The organism is Pseudomonas sp. B5(2017) (assembly GCF_002112825.1).
GTDB classification, from domain to species: domain Bacteria; phylum Pseudomonadota; class Gammaproteobacteria; order Pseudomonadales; family Pseudomonadaceae; genus Aquipseudomonas; species Aquipseudomonas putida_Z.
Map to the genome: position 1 here is coordinate 218,125 of NZ_NEIR01000010.1, position 16,950 is coordinate 235,074.

Here is a 16,950-nt window from a genome sequence, read left to right on the forward strand (position 1 = left end):
GCGCGAATGCCCCCCACCACGTTGCCGGCGGCATCGGTGTGCGTGTCATCGCAATAACTGCCGAGCTCTCGAAGGCAAATAGCCCGCACCTCATCCTCTTGCCCTCCGGGGCCACGGGCATTGAGGAGTTCGGTCAACAACGCGTCGATCTTCAAAGCAGAGCCTCCCTGATTCAAGCTGCAAGCAATTGTCCGGCACACAGATAGCCGCCGGCCCTCTGCCGGGGCAGTTGGGCCGACGACGAAGATGCCGCAGGATCAGGAATTGAAGCCCAACCCTGAGGAAAGGTCGGAGTCTCCAGGCCTGCGCTCTGCCTGTGTCGACGCTTTACCACTTGCCTGATCGAGCGACTCTTCGACCGACGCCTTCACCTCGCGACCCTTGGCCTTGAGTGTGTCGGTCAAGCGATCGCTGCTGGCGCCCATCAGCTGGTCTTCCTTGCGGGTACTGGGTAGCGCCGCCCCCAATGCCGCACCCAGTGCTATCCCCAAAGCGGCCAATACCAGCGGTTGCTCCTGAAGCAGATGATCGAACTGGCCTTTCAGAGCCGTGGCCTGGTCTGCGGCCTTGTGTGCCGAATGGCGCAGGGTATCTGCGGAAGCCCCCACGGAGTCGCGGGCGCCGCTGCCGAGTTCGCTGGCCCGATCGCGCATGTCATGGGCTTTCATGCGCACCTTCTGGCTGGCGTCGTGCACTGCCTCCCCCGCCTGCGCGAAAGCGCCCTTCACCGTGTCCACCGCGTCACCGAGCTTTTCGCCCAACCCCGGGCCCTGGTGCGCAGGCCCGGGGTTGAAGGGGCGGTTCTGGTTCAGGCCCAGCCAGGCCAGGCCCAGTACCGTCAGGGTAGCGGGTACGGGGTTGTTCTTGAGGGTGGTGCCCAGGTTCTGGAAGAACTCGCCGCCATTGCCTTTGGCATAGGCCAGGACTCGGTCGACCATCTGGCCCGGGCTCAGGCGCTGTTCGAGGGCGTCCACCAGATCGCTGATGTGCTCGCGCTTGGCGTTGATTTCCTGCTCGAGCAAGTCAGGGTCTTTGTGCGCTTCATGTTCGAAGGAAGTGGTCATGGCAGTTTCCTCTTCAGCGTGTCCTTGTCCTGCTGCATGGCATGCAAGGTGCGGTCAGGGGCCAGGTGCGTGGGTTCGAACTGTTTCTTGCCCGACTGCAACATGATGAACCCGATCACCAAGGTGACCGCGCCCACGATCAAGGCTGCCAGCCAAGGCTCGACCACCATCGCCAGGGCGTAGACTGCCGCCAGCAACAGGATGACGAAGCCCGCCAGCATAACGATCGCTCCCGCCGCCACCGCAGCCGTGCCGGCCTTCAGGGTGGCGAGGTTCTGCTGCAGCTCTGCCTTGGCCAGGGCCAGCTCTTTGGTGAACAGGTCCGGTACTTCCCGCATCAGTTGGCGCAACAAACCGCCAACACCGACGGCGTCGTCTTCCACCGTGTGCAGGCCTGGGGTGGTATGCAAGGGGTCTTTGTTCATCATTCACCTCCTTTGAGTGGATCGCGCTCGAACGGGCTGCCACTGACCGGCGTGCCTGCACCAGGGCCGACTGGGTCGACGGGGGTGAAAGGTTCACGGGTAGATACGTCGCTACCACGATCAGGCACTGACTGCGCGTGGCGGGACTGTTCCCAATCATCGGACGACGCAGGGGTGGTGGACTCATGGCTGGTGCTGGCTCGCATGAAACGCGACACGGCAAACCCGATGGCGACGCTACCGGCCAGGAAGAGCGCCGGGTTGCTCCTGGCCAACTGAGCACCACGCTGCAGCAGGCTTTCGGCACTTTCATGGCGTACCTGCTCGGCAAACTCACCCACGCACTCTGCTGCCTGGTTCAAGTACTGCGACAGTCCGAGACTGTCGTTGCCTTGCAGCGCAGCAGCAGCCGAACGCGCCCCTTCCTCGAGCGAATCAAGCTGATCGGCTGCGTTATCGCGGTAGTGTTCGAACTGCTCGCTGCCTTTGTGCCTGGCCTCGCCAAGCAGCGCACCGGCGTCATCGATCAAGGCATGTTCCTGGGTGCTGCCGGGTGGAGAGGTCGAGCTTTGATTGGTCTTGTCCATCGTTTCGCCCTCGAAGCGGATAGTTGGGTGGATGCCGTCTTTAATGGGGCATTCATTCGAGGGACGCAGGTGAGGCGGCAGGAGTTCAGCGTTTGTGATCTATGACATTTGCTTGGAGGCCCAGAGAAAATGGCGCAATCAAACCTGGTTGTTGGTACCGGAGCAAAGGCTTTGAAGGTGGCGGTAATCAAAGTCGACAACGATTGGAGCACCGCGTTGTCTCGGGGGCAGCCGCGCTGCTCAGGCCAGCTGGATGAATACCGCGTAAATACCGAGAATCATCCAGAAGACCAGGAATATCCAAGGTGTACGCAGCGAAAACAACAACGACTTGCGGTGCCCGGCCAGGGAGGTTTCCGCCTCGCTGAACAGTGGCGATTCGTCATATGCCAGACCCATCAGTGGCTCGCTGCGCAGAAGGTGGCTCTGTTTCAATTGCCAGTGCTCGATGATCTTGTAGGCCGCGCGAATGCCCGGCCAGGCATTGAGTGAACTCAACACGCCCAGCAATGCGAGAAACGGCGGAACCACCAGCGTGAACATCTCGCCCCAGCTCTGATTGAGGTTACCCATCGACGATACGAAGGCGATCACCAGAAACGACTGCGCGGCAAGATAGGCGTCAGTGCGGTTGGCGAGGATGCTGGTCTCGTACTGGATTTCACGGCGGTAGAAATCAAGGCGCTCTTTTGGCGAACCGAACATGCGGGCGTTCCGCTCGCTGATCTCGTGTTCAGGGGTGCCTGGAGTGATGATTCGCGGCACGTACTGGCTCCTGAAAGTGAGAATGATGGTGCCTCGAAACTTGAGAAGCGAACCCATGAGTGAAGGCCTGCCTGAAGATTTCAGGCAGGTCCTGGTCACAACAAGCTTCAGGTACCGCCGGTACCGCTATTGGAGAATTTCTTTACATCAATGGTCGGTGCGACGAACTCCGGCCCGTCGCCCGATACCCGCCAGCGCACATTGTTGATGCCGTAGCGCTCAGCCATCGGCCGGCTGACCTTCTTGATCTTGTGCTGGCCGAACCGCGGGATGATACCCACGCCGGCATCGCAACTTGCCCAGTGCCAGGCTTCGGCGTTGTCCATACGCTCGAGCCGGATGATGAAGGTGCGAAATTCCCCATGAAGCTCGTACTCGATCACATACAACTGCTGTCCAGCCATTGCACTCTCCTTCACCAATTCAGACTAATGGAGCGAGCAACGTGTAAAAAGATTCATTAATTTTGACTGGTTGGTCATCGCTCTTTTCCATCGCCATGTTTCCATCACGTCCTCAGCGCAAATGCCGCTCCAAAGCCAGTGCATCGGCTATCGCAGCACCGGAGGCGGTGTTGTCGAAAATGCACCAGGTGGGCACTCCGGCGGCAAGGCTGTGCTGCAAGCGTTCAGCCAGACGCTGCAGATATTCGTCGGGATACTCGCTGTGGTAGATCTTCGGTTCGCCATGCAGGCGCCAGTAGACCAGCCCTGGCCAACCACCCGGTTGCGCATCGGTAACGAAACGCGACGGGCTTGCGGCAACCTGGGCGATGCGCAAATCGACCAGCATCGGCTGCGCCGATTGCCAGCTGGCGTGCCTGGGCTCCAGCGCTACCGGCCCGTCATACCGTTGCCGCAGGCTTTCGAAGAAACGTCGCGCATGCTCGGGGTCATGGCCAAGCGATGGCGGCAGTTGTACCAGCAGGCAACCCAGGCGGTCGCCCAACTGCCCGCATTGAGCAAGAAACCTGTCCAGCGCGTCCTCACACCCGCAGAGCCGCTGCTCATGGCTGATGGCCTTGGGCACCTTCACCGCAAAGCGGAAATGCTCAGGCACGGACGCAGCCCAACGGGCGTAGGTTTCGGGGCGATGGGGTCGGTAGAAGGAACTGTTGATTTCCACCGCATTGAAGCGGCTGGCGTAGCGTTGCAGGTGGCTGCCGGGCTGCGCAAATGCCTCGGCGTAACGGCTCGGCAGGCTCCAGCCAGCGCAACCCAGATAAATCATTCAACTACCTGCTGGTTCGCCACGCAACGCCTCGCCCTCAGCCGCGACGCGCCGGGCATACCCCACACCCCACAGCAGCGCCCGCCTCATGGTTTCCCCTGCGCGCTGGTCGTAGATCCGTTCGCACAGCACGGAACCGTCGGTGCGATAGACACCGATGAACAACTGCGTGGCGCCTGTGCGTGACAAGCGCGTCTGCACTTCCAGGCAGGTGCCGGTGCCGAGCGTTTCCTCATGGGTTTGATGGTGCAGGATCGGGTCGCACCACCGTCTGTAGGTTTCACCTCTTCGTTTCATCTGCCAGCCCTCACCTTTTCATGGCTGCTGATAATGCCCCGGCGAAGTGCCTGGCTCATGGTCGTGCTCCAGACGCTGCACCTGCACGTCAGTGAAAGATGACGCTTCGTTGCGGTGCATGCCTTGCAGGTAATCGCGCGCCGCTTCGCGGCTCAGGTCCTCCTGGTCGCTGCGCAACTCGCAGGTGCCGGGTTGGTTGTCGAGGATGTAGCTGATCAGGTACAGGTACTTGGCCATCGCTGTAACTCCTGCTGGCTGAGTGAAATCGGGCGACTCAGCTCGATTGATCCTGGCTTGAGTGCAGCCGTTCAGCAGCGACGACGACCGGCTCAGAAACTCAGCGCCAGGCCGTCATCAGGGCGCCACGCGTGCCGTTGAACGGGTCTTGTGCGGGGTCGGGCACGGAAGCGATTCGCGCCAGCGCCTGCTGGTGCGCTGCGCTTTCTTGAACAGCGCCTCGAAGGCACTGGCGCAGTCTTGCGACGGGTTGAGTTGCAAGCGGTACAGCAATACCGGGAAACGGCTGTTCGGCGTTGCACCGTCGTCCTTGAAATGCAAGGTCTGCACGGTGGCATCCGCAGTGTCTGTCGCATTCATGTCGAGCATCCTGATCCTGTTGTCCGTTCACTTGCGAACCCGATGGCTCATGCAAGGTTCCAGTCGGTAGACCAGTGCGCACACGCTTGAAACTTTCCCGATCCGAGCCAAGTCCAGACCCCTATCGGTCACAGGACGGGAGAAGACAATGACCAGCACGGTAGGCGACTTTCTGGTGGAGCGCTTGTATCAATGGGGGGTGCGGCGCATCTTCGGTTACCCCGGCGACGGCATCAACGGGGTATTCGGGGCGTTGAGCCGGGCCGAGGGCAAGATCCAGTTCATCCAGGCACGCCACGAGGAAATGGCAGCCTTCATGGCCAGCGCCCATGCCAAGTTCACCGGCGAATTGGGCGTGTGCATCGCCACCTCCGGCCCCGGCGCTTCACATCTGCTTACCGGCCTGTATGACGCGCGCATGGATCACCAGCCGGTGCTGGCCATCGTCGGTCAGCAGGCGCGAGCAGCGCTTGGCGGGCATTACCAGCAGGAGCTGGACCTGCTGTCGATGTTCAAGGACGTCGCAGGTGCCTTCGTCCAGCAGGCTTCGACCCCGGAACAGGTGCGCCACTTGCTCGATCGCGCTGTACGTACCGCAGTCGGCGAACGCCGGGTCACCGCCATCATCCTGCCCAACGACCTGCAGGACCTGCCCTACCACGAACCACCGAAAGCCCATGGCACGGTGCATTCCGGCATCGGCTACAGCAGGCCCAAGGTGGTGCCTTTCGAGCAGGACCTGCAACGTGCCGCCGAGGTACTCAACGCTGGACGAAAAGTGGCGATCCTGGTCGGAGCCGGTGCACTGCAAGCCACCGAACAGGTGATCGCGGTAGCTGAAACGCTTGGTGCAGGCGTGGCCAAGGCGCTGCTGGGCAAGGCCGTAGTGCCAGACGACCTGCCCTGGGTCACCGGCGCCATCGGGCTGCTAGGTACCGAACCGAGTTATCGGTTGATGAGCGAATGCGACACCTTGATGATGATCGGTTCCGGCTTCCCCTACGCCGAGTTCCTGCCTGAGGAAGGCCAGGCCCGTGGCGTGCAGATCGATTTGCAGCCAGACATGCTCAGCCTGCGCTACCCCATGGAGGTCAACCTGGTCGGCGACGCCAGCGAAACGCTGCGGGCACTGCTGCCATTGCTCGAACACAAGACCGAGCGCCGTTGGCGCGACAAGGTCGAAGGCTGGCGCGCAGACTGGGACAAGACCCTGCAGAAACGCGCCTTGGTCAAGGCCGACCCGATCAACCCCCAGCGCGTGGTGCACGAACTCTCCCCTCGCCTGCCCGACCACGCCATCGTCACCAGCGACTCCGGGTCCTGCGCCAACTGGTTTGCCCGCGACCTGCAGATACGCCAGGGCATGCAGTGTTCGTTGTCCGGTGGCCTGGCCAGCATGGGTGCGGCGGTACCCTATGCCATCGCCGCCAAGTTCGCCCATCCGCGGCGCAGCGTGGTGGCATTGGTGGGTGACGGGGCGATGCAGATGAACAACCTGGCCGAGCTGATCACCGTCGCCAAGTACTGGCGCCTGTGGGAAAACCCCCAGTGGATCTGCGCGGTGTTCAACAACGAAGACCTCAACCAGGTGACCTGGGAGCAACGGGTAATGGAGGGCGACCCCAAGTTCGAGGCCTCACAGACGATTCCTGATGTGCCCTACCATCTGTTCGCCATCTCCATCGGTTTGCAAGGCATCTATGTGGAACGCGAAGAAGACATTGCCGACGCCTGGGAGCGAGCCCTGGCGGCTGACCGACCGGTGTTGATCGAGTTCAAGACCGATCCGGACGTACCTCCCTTGCCGCCGCACATCAAGCTTGAACAGGCGAAGAAGTTCGCCAGCAGCCTGCTCAAGGGCGACCCGGACCAGGCTGGGGTCATCGTGCAGACGGCCAGGCAAGTTCTCGGTTCGGTATTACCGGGCAAGAGATGAGATGTGCGCGGCAGCGGGGCCTTACACATCTGCCCGGCGAAACACCAATACCTTTGAAACAGTGGTTTGGCATACGGCATCGTCCTGATTGAGCGTGGTGCTTTCAAGGACAGCGAAGCCCCGGTCAGGCTTAGACTTCGACGCGGCAAGCTCCCTTATGGTTGTGGTCACTCGCAGCAGGTCACCTGGTCGCACGGCCCTTGGCCAGGTGATTTCGCTGCCGGCCCCGATGAGCCCTCCGGCCACAGGAACACTCTCTACCAATAACCGCATCGTGACTGCGGATGTATGCCAGCCGCTAGCAGCCAGCCCAGCAAAAAAGGTTTTTTGGGCAGCATCGGGGTCCGTATGGAATGGCTGGGGGTCGAACTCCGAGGCGAAGCTCAGGATCCGTTCCTGGGTCATTTCATACGAGCCGCTCATGAAGGACTCACCTACTTGCAAGTCCTCGAAAAAGAGCCTTTCAGGTGCAGAAGCCATGAGTTACCTCCGAGGTATGCGGGCAGCGACGGCAAAGCGAACGTCTGGAACTGGCGCCAGTTTAGCCCTTCCTTACCTGCCTCCAGAAGCCACGCTCACGCTAGCGCTGCTCCCGTACGAACTCGATAAAGGCCCGCAACGCCGCAGGCACCTGGCGGCGGCTCGGGTAGTACAGATACAGCCCCGGGTAGTAGTGACACCAGTCCCCCAGCACCTGCTGCAGATGGCCACGCTCCAGGTGCTCCTTGGCCATGTCTTCGAACACATAGGCCAGGTCGAGCCCTTGCAAGGCAGGCGCCAGCATCAGGCTGACGTCACCCAATACCAAGGGCCCCTGGACATCGACCTCCAGTTGCACGCCCCCGCGCTCGAATTCCCATCGATAAAGTGCGCCACCTGGGAAGCGGTGCCCGATGCAAGGTAGCTGCTTCAAGTCTTGCGGGTGCTGTGGAACAGGATATCGATCGAAGAACGCGGGCGCCGCTACCACCACCGAACGAAGGTAAGGGCCGATGGGCAGCGAAACCATGTCCGCCTGGAGTCGCTCCCCCAGGCGCACGCCGGCGTCAAAGCCGGTGCCCACCATGTCCACCAGCGCATCGTCACTGACGATTTCCAGGCGTATATCCGGATACGCCAGCAGAAAGCGATTGGCCAGTGGCAGTAGCGCGAGCTCTACTGCGGCGCGCCCGGCGGTGATGCGCAGGTTGCCTGACGGTTTGTCGCGGAAGTTGTTGAGGTCCTCCAGCGCGTCGGCGATGTCCCGAAAGGCCGGTTGCAGCCTCTGGTATAGACGCTCCCCGGCCTCGGTAAGCGCCACACTGCGCGTGGTGCGGTTGAACAGGCGAACATCAAGACGGGTTTCCAGGGCCCGCAGCGCATGGCTGAGGGCCGAGGGCGTAAGGCCCAGCTCGACCGCCGCGCGGCTGAAGTTCAGGTGGCGGGCAATGCACAGGAACAGGGACAGGTCGGCGGTGCTGGTTGGCTTCATTGCTGAAAGCTACTCAAAGGCCTATGTAATATTCATGGGATTATCACATCAATCCGCAGATTTTAAAGTTCGCTCAACTCATCGAGAAGGCCCGCATGGTGCAGGGTCGGATACAGGAGGAGTTGACATGCGTACCTGGCTCATTACTGGCGCTTCCCGCGGTTTCGGCACCCTGATCGCCCAACAGGCCCTGGCAGCGGGTGACGCCGTCATCGCAACGGCGCGTAACCCGGAAGACATCGAGGCTCGCCTTGGCCAGCACCCGAACCTGCTGGCCGTGCGGCTGGATGTGACCCGCGAAGAGGACGCCCATGCGGCGGTCGCTGCTGGCATCAAGCATTTCGGGCAAATCGACGTGCTGGTCAACAATGCCGGTTTTGGCGTGCTCGGCGCGGTAGAAGAAACCAGCGCCAGCGAAACCGAACGGCTGTTCGCCACCAACGTTTTCGGGCTGCTCAACGTAACCCGCGCCGTACTGCCCCACATGCGTCGCCAACGCAGCGGCCACGTGATCAACATCTCGTCGCTCGGCGGCTACCAGGCCTACATGGGCTGGGGGGTGTACGGTTCGACCAAGTTCGCGGTCGAAGGCATCAGCGAAGCGATGCATCAGGAGCTGGCCCCCTTGGGGATCAAGGTAACCGTGGTCGAGCCGGGCTTCTTCCGTACCGACTTCCTGGATGACCAATCGCTGGTGAAGACGGCGCTGGAGCTGCCTGACTACGCAGCCACCGTCGGCGTCATGCGCCACTACGCCGAGGCAGCCAACCATGCCCAGCCCGGCAACCCGGCGAAGCTGGCCGAAGCCCTGCTGGTCCTGGCCAATGCAGCGAACCTGCCACTGCGCCTGGCGCTGGGCAGCGACGCCGTCGCGCGCATCGAGGCCAAGAACAGCGCGGTCGAGCAAGAACTGGCCCAGTGGCGGGACCTGTCGCTCTCTACCGACTTTGCCGCGTAGCCGTTACACCGCATGCGCTCCCATAGAACTGCACATAACTCATTGAATTAGCAGGGACCCTGTGGGAGCGGCTTTAGCCGCGAACACCGGCGCAGCCGGTGCCATGCACCGCGTTGGATTCTTCGCGGCTAAAGCCGCTCCCACAGGGTACGAGGATCGCTTGCGAACTCCGTTATCTGTGCGACAGCGCGGCCCAAAGGGCTGGGCAATCTCCCACAGGACCTGTGTATGCCTTCAGGGCTTACAAACAGCCAACATGCTCGCGGCGTCGCTGCACTCGAACTTGCCGGGTGCTTCGACCGCGATGTGCCGGACCACCAGGTTGTCGACCAACATGGCATAGCGTTGCGAACGCCGGCCCATGCCGCGTGCCGAGAGGTCCTGAATCAGGCCCAGCGCCTCGCTGAACTCACCGTTGCCATCGCCAATCATCCTGACCGCCTCGCCCACCTGCAGGCTCGCGCCCCAGGTATTCATGACGAATGCATCATTGACCGAAACACAGAGAATTTCGGCAACCCCGGTAGCGAACAGATCCTGGGCCGCAGCCACGTAACCCGGAACATGCCGTTCCGAACAGGTTGGCGTGAAGGCACCAGGCAAGCCGAAGATCACCACTTTTTTCTGCTTGCAGCGCTCGTGCAGGGAAAACGCGTTCGGGCCGATCGCACAACCGCCCTCGCCGTTGCTGTACTGGTAAAGCGTTACGTCGGGCAGTGTATCGCCGGTCTTGATCATCGCTGTCTCCCTGGGGCGGTAAATGGCCAGGCATGATGCAGCATCCACCGGGGTACGTCAGCTACCACCGCGAACAGGCCAGCCCCCAGCCCGATCAACACACTGAAGCACGCCATCGATCTCAGCCACTACCTGCAGCGTTGCATCCTCGATGGCCCCTTCATTACGGCACAGTACCCAGCCGTGTTCCGCTACCGCACGTTCGAACGCCTCGGTACAGGCAACCTGCTCGTCCAGGCTATGGATCACCGTACTGCCCAACCCACGCGTTCGTGCCGCGGCCCTTGCCCATGAAGTATCAGGGGCCGTGACAACGCCGACATGCAAATCGGGCACTTGCACATTTCGCTCGAGGTTCAGGCGCAGGATCTCGTCGAACGCCACGCTACGGCGAAATGCGGCATCAGACGGGTACCAGCGATCGATCAGGATGATGCTGTCTACTGGCTGCCTGGGCAGCACATGCCGGGAAATCCAGGCACGGCTTTCGGCGAAGCGCTCGCATACCCTCAATTCCAGGTCCCGGGAGGGGTTTCTGACCAGTTGGTTGACGAGGGCCATGGTTTCTCCCCGGTAGGGATCGCTTTTTTTCTCGCAAAGCCGGATCACTTTCTTGTTGTCAGCCCTCAGGGCCTTGGTAACCGCCTCCAGAAGCGTGGTCTTGCCAGTGCCCTTGGGCCCATCGATGGAAACAAACAGCGGGCGGGTCATTTCTGATTACCAGTCGAATCTGAAGATGCAGCGCAGGCCTGGGTGCCAGCGCGGTCCTTGTGGGAGCGGGCATGCCCGCGAAGCAGGCGACGCGGTGGATGGCACCGGCCAAGCCGGTGTTCGCGGGGTATGCAGTTGGCCGGAATCAACCCAGCTGGGCCTGAAGAAACAGCGAAAACAGCTCCGACTGCGATTTGATACCCAGCTTGCTGTACATATGCTTGCGGTGCACTTTCACTGTCTCCACGGAGATTTCAAGCTTGCGCGCGATCTCTTTGCTGGAACACCCGCTGAGCATCAGCCTGCCCACCTCCAGCTCACGCCCGGTCAGCGGCGACTCCATCTGCTCGACCCTGTCCTCCATGCGGCTTTGCCAGTGCGGCGCGGGCTTGGTGGCCTCTTCCAGCAACTCCCGCTCGAAGGTCATCCGCTGGCGCATCAGCGCAGTTACCCACGGCCGCAACAGTTCCAGCAGGGTGACCTGTTCGATGCTGAACCGGCGCTTGCTACCCAGCGACAGGCACAGCGTGCGCTGCGCATCCAACTGCACGTTGTACTGAATTTCATCGGCAACTACGTTAAGCCGGAAATAGCGCTGGTAGTAGTCTGTCTGCTCGAAACATTCAGGGGCCACATCCGCCAGGCGCACCAGGCCGGACACCGCAGCCTCTCGGCTGGCCACGTAGAACGGGTCCAGCAGGTACAGGCCGTTCAGGTAATCCTGGAACAGCGGATCAGGGTTGCCGTCTGCACTGGGGCATTCGGCGAACACCTGCGGGCGCCCTGCGGAAAACAGCAGCGCAACCCAGCTGTCGCAGGCAACGTACTCGTTCAGCAACCGCACCAGGGCTGTCCAGAAGTGGTCCTTGTCGAGGGTTTCGATCAATTGGCCTACCGATCGGTGCCAGGCGATGTCGTGCAGCGTAAAATTCATCCTCTACCCCTGTTGGGTTACCACGTGGGCGTAATACCCCCCGCCATGATGACCACCCCATAATCCGGGCTAGCTTACGCTGAGCGAACCTGTACCGGGATCGTTTTTTACACCCCATGCCGCCAGGGCATGGCGGTCGAAGCCGTTAGTCGAGGATTGGAAATGAAGGTAGAGCTTGTCCAACTGGCCGGTCGCGATGGCGATACCGCGTACAACCTGCAGCGCACCATCGAGGCGATCGGCAACTGCGGCGCCGATACCGATCTGCTGGTCTTTCCGGAAACCCAGTTGATGGGCTTCCCAACCGAAGAAAACATCGGCCGCATCGCCGAGCCACTGGATGGCCCGAGCATCACGGCAGTCCAACAGGCCGCACAAGCGCAAAACGTTGCCGTGGTCGTCGGGCTGGCCGAAGCCGCAGACGACGGTCGTTTCTACAACACCACCGTGCTGGTTACGCCTGAAGGCGTAGCGCTCACCTACCGCAAGACCCACCTTTGGGCATCGGACTGCGGGGTTTTCACCCCAGGCGACCGTTTTGCGACAGCCCTGTTCAAAGGCATCCGTGTCGGCCTGCTGATCTGCTTTGACATCGAATTCCCCGAAACCGCCCGTGCCCTGGGGCAGCTGGGCGCAGAACTGATCATTGTCACCAACGGCAACATGGACCCGTACGGGCCCACTCACAGAACCGCCATCACCGCACGCGCCATGGAAAACCAGGCCTTCGCGGTCATGGTCAATCGCGTGGGCGACGGTGATGGCGGCCTGGTCTTCGCTGGCGGCAGTGCCGTCGTCGACCCGTACGGCCAGTTGCTGTGCGAAGCCGGCCGTGGCGAGTGCCGCATGACCGTCGAGCTGGCCATGGAGCAACTGCAGCAGTCACGGCGCGACTACACCTACATCGCCCAGCGCCGCATCCAGCTGCCGGGTGAACAGGTCGAGCACGCCAACGGCCTTCGCGAACTGATCATCCCCTCCTGAATATTCCACCCTTCCAGGCTCTCTTACTGGAATGCAAGGCCGCCAGGGACGGCAGCGTGTTCGACTCTGAATAACAATCACAAGCTGGAGCAAGCAGTAATGGCCACACTCAAGCGAACGCTTTCGCTGGGCTCGGTGGTGCTTTTCGGCATCGCCTACATGACCCCCATCATCGTCCTGGGCACATTCGGTATCCTGGCCGAGACCACGGGAGGGAGGGTACCCGCAGCCTACCTCGCTGCCGCCATCGCCATGCTCTTTACCGCCTTGAGCTACGGCCACATGGCGCGCGCCTTCCCGGTCGCCGGGTCCGCCTATACCTACGTGCGCAAATCGATCAGCCCGCAGCTGGGCTTCATCACCGGGTGGGCGGTGTTGCTCGACTACCTGTTCCTGCCCATGGCGATCTGGCTCATTGGCGCGGCCTATCTGCACTCGGCGTTCCCGGGCGTGCCGCAAGCCATTTGGGTGCTGGCATTCATCGGCATCACCACGACGATCAATGTGATCGGCCTGCGGCTGGCCAAGGCCGTCAATGGCCTGTTGATGTTCATTCAGCTGCTGGTGCTGGCCGCGTTCGTTGCACTCGCGGTGCATTATGTCTGGGGCGACCCCACGGTGCCGCTGTGGACACTCGAGCCGTTCTACAAGGAAGGCACCCAGTTGCCGCTGATCATGAGCGGTGCGGCGATTGCCTGCTATTCATTCCTGGGCTTCGACGCGGTCAGCACCCTGACCGAAGAAACCAGGGAACCACGCAAGAACATCCCGAAAGCCATCCTGCTGATCACCCTGATCGGCGGTGGGCTGTTCATCGCCTGCAGCTACTTCGTTCAGCTCGCTCACCCGTCCACCGACTTTGCCAACGCCGACGCGGCGGCTTATGAAATTGCCCAGAACATCGGTGGCGACATCTTCGTCAGCATCTTCCTGCTGGGGCTGATCGTCGGCCAGTTCACTTCGGGCCTGTCGGCGCAAGCCAGCGCCTCCCGCCTGCTGTATGCGATGGGACGTGACGGTGTGCTGCCCAGGTCATTCTTCGGCAAGCTGAGCGAACGCTTCAGCACGCCGGTGCCCAGCATCATCCTGTGCGGAGTGGTCGCCCTGCTCGCCTTGCGCATGGACGTGACGACCTCCACCTCGTTCATCAACTTCGGTGCCTTTCTCGCCTTCAGCCTGGTCAACCTGGCGGTGATCTTCCACTACTGGGTTGCCATGCAGCAGCGTGGTGCCAACGCGCTGCTGATGTACCTCGCATTCCCCCTGGTGGGCTTTGCCTCCACCTTGTGGCTGATGGCGAGTCTCGATCACCTGGCGATCTACCTGGGGGCAGGCTGGCTCTGCCTCGGGGTGCTCTACCTGACCGTGATTACCCGTGGTTTCAAGCGCAAGCCACCGGAGATGCATTTCGAGGAAGCCTGAACGACCCTCTAGACCACTCGCCTGGCATCCCTGCGCACCGCCTGCGGCGGCACCCCAAACCCGCGGATGAACACCTCGCGCAGGTGCCGGCGGTCTCTGAAGCCTGTCTCCCTGGCCACCACGTCCAGGCTGTGCCGGCTTTGCTCGATCATCAGGCGGGCAGCCTCCAGGCGCAGGTTCTCCACGGCCTTGGCCGGGGACTGCCCGGTTTCGGCAGTGAACACCCGGGTGAACTGCCTGGGGCTCAGGTGCACCACACCGGCCAGCTCTTCGACACTGAGCGGGCGGCTCAGGTGCTGGCGGGCGTATTCCAGGGCGCTCTGGACGCGGTCCGACTTCGGCGCCAGGGCGAGCAGTTCGGAATGTTGCGACTGCCCGCCCGAGCGCCGCTGATGCATCACCAACTTGTGCGCCACCGACCTGGCCAGCTCTGCCCCCAGGTCTTTCTCCACCATGGCCAGCGCCATGTCGAGGGCCGCGGTCATGCCCGCCGATGTCCAGACCGGCCCATCGATGATGAAGATCCGGTCATCGTCGACCTCGACCTTGGGGTGCAGGGTGCGCAGTGCCTTGGCATAGGCCCAGTGGGTGGTGGCCCGGCGATTGTCCAGCACGCCGGCCTGAGCCAGCACGAAGGTGCCGGTACACAGCCCGGCAGTCCTGCGCGCACTGGCAACAAAGCCTTGCACACACGCCAGCACCTCATCGGCGGGGGGCGTCTCGGGGGTCAGGGTACCGCTGACCATCCAGGTGTCAGCCAGGCCTGGTGCAGCCAACGGCAGGGTTTCGATGGGCATGCCCAGCGATGAGCGGACCATGCCGCCACCTACCGAGAAGTTCTGCACCCGGTAAAACGCCTCCCCGGCGACGAGGTTGGCGACCTCGAACACCGTCTGCGTGGCCAGGCCCATGATTTGAAAACCTTCGGTGATCAGATAGCCGATGCGATGCATGACCGGGCTCCGTATGGTAGTGTCCTGAAACACTACCATATACGTCATTTGAGCCAGTGAAAATCTACCGCATCATGGCCCCAGTCCCCAACCACTGGAGCTTGAATCATGACTCACTCGCACAAAGGCACCGCTCTCATTACCGGCGCTTCCTCGGGTATCGGCGCGGTATACGCCGAGCGCCTGGCCCGCCTCGGCTATGACCTCGTGCTGGTCGCACGCAACCGCGACCGCCTCAATGCGCTGGCCAGCCGCATCAGCCAGGAAACCCGGCAAAGTGTCGAAGTCTTCCCGGCAGACCTGGCAAGCCCCGAGGAACTCGCCCGGGTCGAGCGCAAGTTGCGTGAAGACGCGAGCATCACCCTGCTGGTGAACAATGCCGGTATCGGCACCCATACCCCCCTGCTGGAAAGCGATGTCGAACGCATGGCCGAGATGATCAGCCTCAACGTCACCGCCCTCACCCGCCTTACCTATGCCGTAACGCCAGGCTTCGTTGCCCGCCAGCAAGGTGCAGTGATCAATATCTCGTCGGTCGTCAGCCTGGTCCCGGAGCTGCTCAATGGCGTTTATGGCGCCAGCAAGGCGTACGTCACCGCCTTCACCCAGTCGCTGTACAAGGAACTTTCACCACACGGCATCCAGGTCCAGGCCGTGCTGCCTGGTGCCACGGCCACCGACTTCTGGGCGATTGGCGGCTTGCCGGTGGAGAACCTCGACCCAGGTATCGTGATGTCGGTTGACGACCTGGTCGAAGGCGCCCTACAGGACTTCGACAACAAGGTACTGATCTCCATCCCTGCCCTGCATGACCTGCAGCGCTACGAAACCTACGAGAGCAACCGTCAGGCCCTGTTCGGTGAGCTTTCCAGCAACCGGCTGGCACCGCGCTACAGTGCCAGCTGAAACTGATTGCCTGGTCGAAGGCCCGCGCAGGGGATACATTTGTGCTCCTCTTCGCGGGCGGGCGGTTCAAGCTGGCCGGCCGTGACGCGCCAGCGCGCCTTCCAGCGCCTCGAGAAACACTTTCACCCGCGCCGGTACGTAGCGACGGGTCGGCATCACCGCCCAGACGGCCAACTGCTCCATCTGTGCGTCCTGCAGCGTGATCTCTACCAGCAGGCCGTCACGGATGTGCTGGAACACGTCCCAATGAGCCAGCATGGCGATGCCCAATCCTTGAACAGCGGCCGACCTCACAGCCTCCACGCTGCTGGTACTCACCCGCGCCTGCATGCGTCGATGCTGCAGGCCCCCGTCGACCACGAACGGCCAGCGTGGCACAGCCTGCAGCATGATGCAGGCATGTTGTTCCAGGTCCGCCATTGTGCGCGGCTGGCCGTGCTGTTGCAGGTAAGCGGGCGCTGCGCACAGCACCCTCGGGTTGGGGGCGATCTTGCGCGCCACCAGTTCCGAGTCGGCCAGGGGCGCTACGCGCAAGGCCAGGTCAAGGCCCTGCCCGACCAGGTCCACCAGTTTGTCCGACACATCCAGGTCGATGCGCAGGTCCGGGTACCGAGCCAGCAGTTGCGGCAGCAGCCCAACCACGATGCCCTGGCCGAAAACACTGGGCGCTGTAATACGCAACAGCCCTTTGACGGTGCTTGATGACGGCCGCAACTCGCCAAGCGCGCTGTCCTCGGCTTCCGTCATGGTCCTGGCATACGGCAGCAGCGCCTCACCCTCTGCCGTCAGGGCCACGGCACGGGTGGTTCGATGGAACAGGCGCACGCCGAGTTCTTCCTCCAGTGCCGCAAGCCTGCGTGATACCTGCATGGGCGACACATCGAGCTGGCGGCCTGCCGCTGACAGGGTGCCGGCGGCGACGACAGCGAGGAAAACCCGCAGGTCGGCAACGAGCATGATCATATCCTTTGG

The 16,950-nt window shown here is 62.1% G+C and carries 21 protein-coding genes and 1 pseudogene; 5 read left to right on the forward strand and 17 right to left on the reverse strand.

Annotation, left to right across the window (positions count from 1 at the left end):
• Nucleotides 1-5: 5 nt before the first annotated feature.
• The 10 genes and pseudogenes from CAG00_RS28845 to CAG00_RS17080 form a co-directional block, all read right to left on the reverse strand.
• A pseudogene (locus CAG00_RS28845) lies at nt 6-155 on the reverse strand (M42 family peptidase); the annotation flags it as partial.
• A gap of 102 nt (nt 156-257) precedes the next feature.
• Nucleotides 258-1,064, reverse strand: a complete 807-nt coding sequence (locus tag CAG00_RS17040) for a DUF3618 domain-containing protein (protein ID WP_085664862.1) — start codon at nt 1,062-1,064, stop codon at nt 258-260.
• Nucleotides 1,061-1,489, reverse strand: coding sequence for a phage holin family protein (locus CAG00_RS17045; protein ID WP_085664863.1), 429 nt, complete (start codon nt 1,487-1,489; stop codon nt 1,061-1,063). Before CAG00_RS17045 ends, CAG00_RS17040 begins: the two co-directional genes overlap by 4 nt.
• Nucleotides 1,489-2,076: a hypothetical protein gene (locus CAG00_RS17050; protein ID WP_085664864.1), complete on the reverse strand. Its 588-nt coding sequence runs from the start codon at nt 2,074-2,076 to the stop codon at nt 1,489-1,491. The genes CAG00_RS17045 and CAG00_RS17050 overlap by 1 nt, the downstream gene beginning before the upstream one ends.
• Nucleotides 2,077-2,316: 240 nt before the next feature.
• On the reverse strand, nt 2,317-2,841 hold the full coding sequence (locus tag CAG00_RS17055; RefSeq protein WP_025339189.1) for a hypothetical protein: 525 nt from the start codon (nt 2,839-2,841) through the stop codon (nt 2,317-2,319).
• A gap of 107 nt (nt 2,842-2,948) precedes the next feature.
• Nucleotides 2,949-3,245, reverse strand: a complete 297-nt coding sequence (locus CAG00_RS17060) for a DUF6555 family protein (RefSeq protein ID WP_025339190.1) — start codon at nt 3,243-3,245, stop codon at nt 2,949-2,951.
• Between the two features lie 112 nt (nt 3,246-3,357).
• The gene (locus CAG00_RS17065; protein WP_085664865.1) at nt 3,358-4,071 is read right to left on the reverse strand and encodes a DUF72 domain-containing protein; all 714 of its coding nucleotides are present in this window, start codon (nt 4,069-4,071) and stop codon (nt 3,358-3,360) included.
• Complete coding sequence (locus tag CAG00_RS17070) at nt 4,072-4,368, reverse strand: hypothetical protein (protein WP_085664866.1); 297 nt, start codon at nt 4,366-4,368, stop codon at nt 4,072-4,074.
• A gap of 18 nt (nt 4,369-4,386) precedes the next feature.
• Nucleotides 4,387-4,605 (reverse strand): hypothetical protein, encoded by a 219-nt coding sequence (locus CAG00_RS17075; RefSeq protein WP_003258752.1) that lies wholly within the window; start codon nt 4,603-4,605, stop codon nt 4,387-4,389.
• A 117-nt stretch (nt 4,606-4,722) separates the two neighbouring features.
• Complete coding sequence (locus tag CAG00_RS17080) at nt 4,723-4,965, reverse strand: hypothetical protein (RefSeq protein ID WP_371915768.1); 243 nt, start codon at nt 4,963-4,965, stop codon at nt 4,723-4,725.
• Nucleotides 4,966-5,113: 148 nt separating this feature from the next.
• Here CAG00_RS17080 and CAG00_RS17085 point away from each other — a divergent pair, with 148 nt between their 5' ends.
• Nucleotides 5,114-6,901, forward strand: coding sequence for a thiamine pyrophosphate-requiring protein (locus CAG00_RS17085; RefSeq protein WP_085664867.1), 1,788 nt, complete (start codon nt 5,114-5,116; stop codon nt 6,899-6,901).
• A 21-nt stretch (nt 6,902-6,922) separates the two neighbouring features.
• On the opposite strand, the gene CAG00_RS17090 is transcribed toward CAG00_RS17085, so the two are convergent.
• Together CAG00_RS17090 and CAG00_RS17095 are read right to left on the reverse strand one after the other, a co-directional pair.
• On the reverse strand, nt 6,923-7,381 hold the full coding sequence (locus tag CAG00_RS17090) for a MaoC family dehydratase (protein WP_085664868.1): 459 nt from the start codon (nt 7,379-7,381) through the stop codon (nt 6,923-6,925).
• A 100-nt stretch (nt 7,382-7,481) separates the two neighbouring features.
• On the reverse strand, nt 7,482-8,372 hold the full coding sequence (locus CAG00_RS17095; RefSeq protein WP_085664869.1) for a LysR family transcriptional regulator: 891 nt from the start codon (nt 8,370-8,372) through the stop codon (nt 7,482-7,484).
• A gap of 127 nt (nt 8,373-8,499) precedes the next feature.
• Between CAG00_RS17095 and CAG00_RS17100 the strand changes: the two genes are divergently transcribed.
• Nucleotides 8,500-9,330 carry an oxidoreductase gene (locus CAG00_RS17100; protein ID WP_085664870.1) on the forward strand — a complete coding sequence of 277 codons (831 nt, stop codon included), beginning with the start codon at nt 8,500-8,502 and terminating at the stop codon, nt 9,328-9,330.
• A gap of 234 nt (nt 9,331-9,564) precedes the next feature.
• Here CAG00_RS17100 and CAG00_RS17105 read toward each other — a convergent pair whose 3' ends face one another.
• The 3 genes from CAG00_RS17105 to CAG00_RS17115 form a co-directional block, all read right to left on the reverse strand.
• The gene (locus CAG00_RS17105) at nt 9,565-10,068 is read right to left on the reverse strand and encodes a peroxiredoxin (protein WP_085664871.1); all 504 of its coding nucleotides are present in this window, start codon (nt 10,066-10,068) and stop codon (nt 9,565-9,567) included.
• Between the two features lie 57 nt (nt 10,069-10,125).
• A complete protein-coding gene (locus CAG00_RS17110) occupies nt 10,126-10,779 on the reverse strand; it encodes a dTMP kinase (RefSeq protein ID WP_085615806.1) in 654 nt (217 codons plus the stop codon).
• Between the two features lie 145 nt (nt 10,780-10,924).
• The gene (locus CAG00_RS17115; RefSeq protein WP_085664872.1) at nt 10,925-11,713 is read right to left on the reverse strand and encodes a LuxR C-terminal-related transcriptional regulator; all 789 of its coding nucleotides are present in this window, start codon (nt 11,711-11,713) and stop codon (nt 10,925-10,927) included.
• A 162-nt stretch (nt 11,714-11,875) separates the two neighbouring features.
• On the opposite strand from CAG00_RS17115, the gene CAG00_RS17120 reads away from it, so the two are divergent.
• The gene (locus CAG00_RS17120) at nt 11,876-12,697 is read left to right on the forward strand and encodes a carbon-nitrogen hydrolase family protein (protein WP_085664873.1); all 822 of its coding nucleotides are present in this window, start codon (nt 11,876-11,878) and stop codon (nt 12,695-12,697) included.
• A gap of 99 nt (nt 12,698-12,796) precedes the next feature.
• Nucleotides 12,797-14,119, forward strand: coding sequence for an APC family permease (locus CAG00_RS17125; protein ID WP_085664874.1), 1,323 nt, complete (start codon nt 12,797-12,799; stop codon nt 14,117-14,119).
• Nucleotides 14,120-14,127: 8 nt separating this feature from the next.
• On the opposite strand, the gene CAG00_RS17130 is transcribed toward CAG00_RS17125, so the two are convergent.
• On the reverse strand, nt 14,128-15,072 hold the full coding sequence (locus tag CAG00_RS17130; protein WP_085664875.1) for a GlxA family transcriptional regulator: 945 nt from the start codon (nt 15,070-15,072) through the stop codon (nt 14,128-14,130).
• Nucleotides 15,073-15,180: 108 nt separating this feature from the next.
• On the opposite strand from CAG00_RS17130, the gene CAG00_RS17135 reads away from it, so the two are divergent.
• Nucleotides 15,181-15,978 (forward strand): SDR family oxidoreductase, encoded by a 798-nt coding sequence (locus CAG00_RS17135; protein ID WP_085664876.1) that lies wholly within the window; start codon nt 15,181-15,183, stop codon nt 15,976-15,978.
• Between the two features lie 66 nt (nt 15,979-16,044).
• On the opposite strand, the gene CAG00_RS17140 is transcribed toward CAG00_RS17135, so the two are convergent.
• Nucleotides 16,045-16,935: a LysR family transcriptional regulator gene (locus CAG00_RS17140; RefSeq protein WP_085664877.1), complete on the reverse strand. Its 891-nt coding sequence runs from the start codon at nt 16,933-16,935 to the stop codon at nt 16,045-16,047.
• Nucleotides 16,936-16,950: the final 15 nt, after the last annotated feature.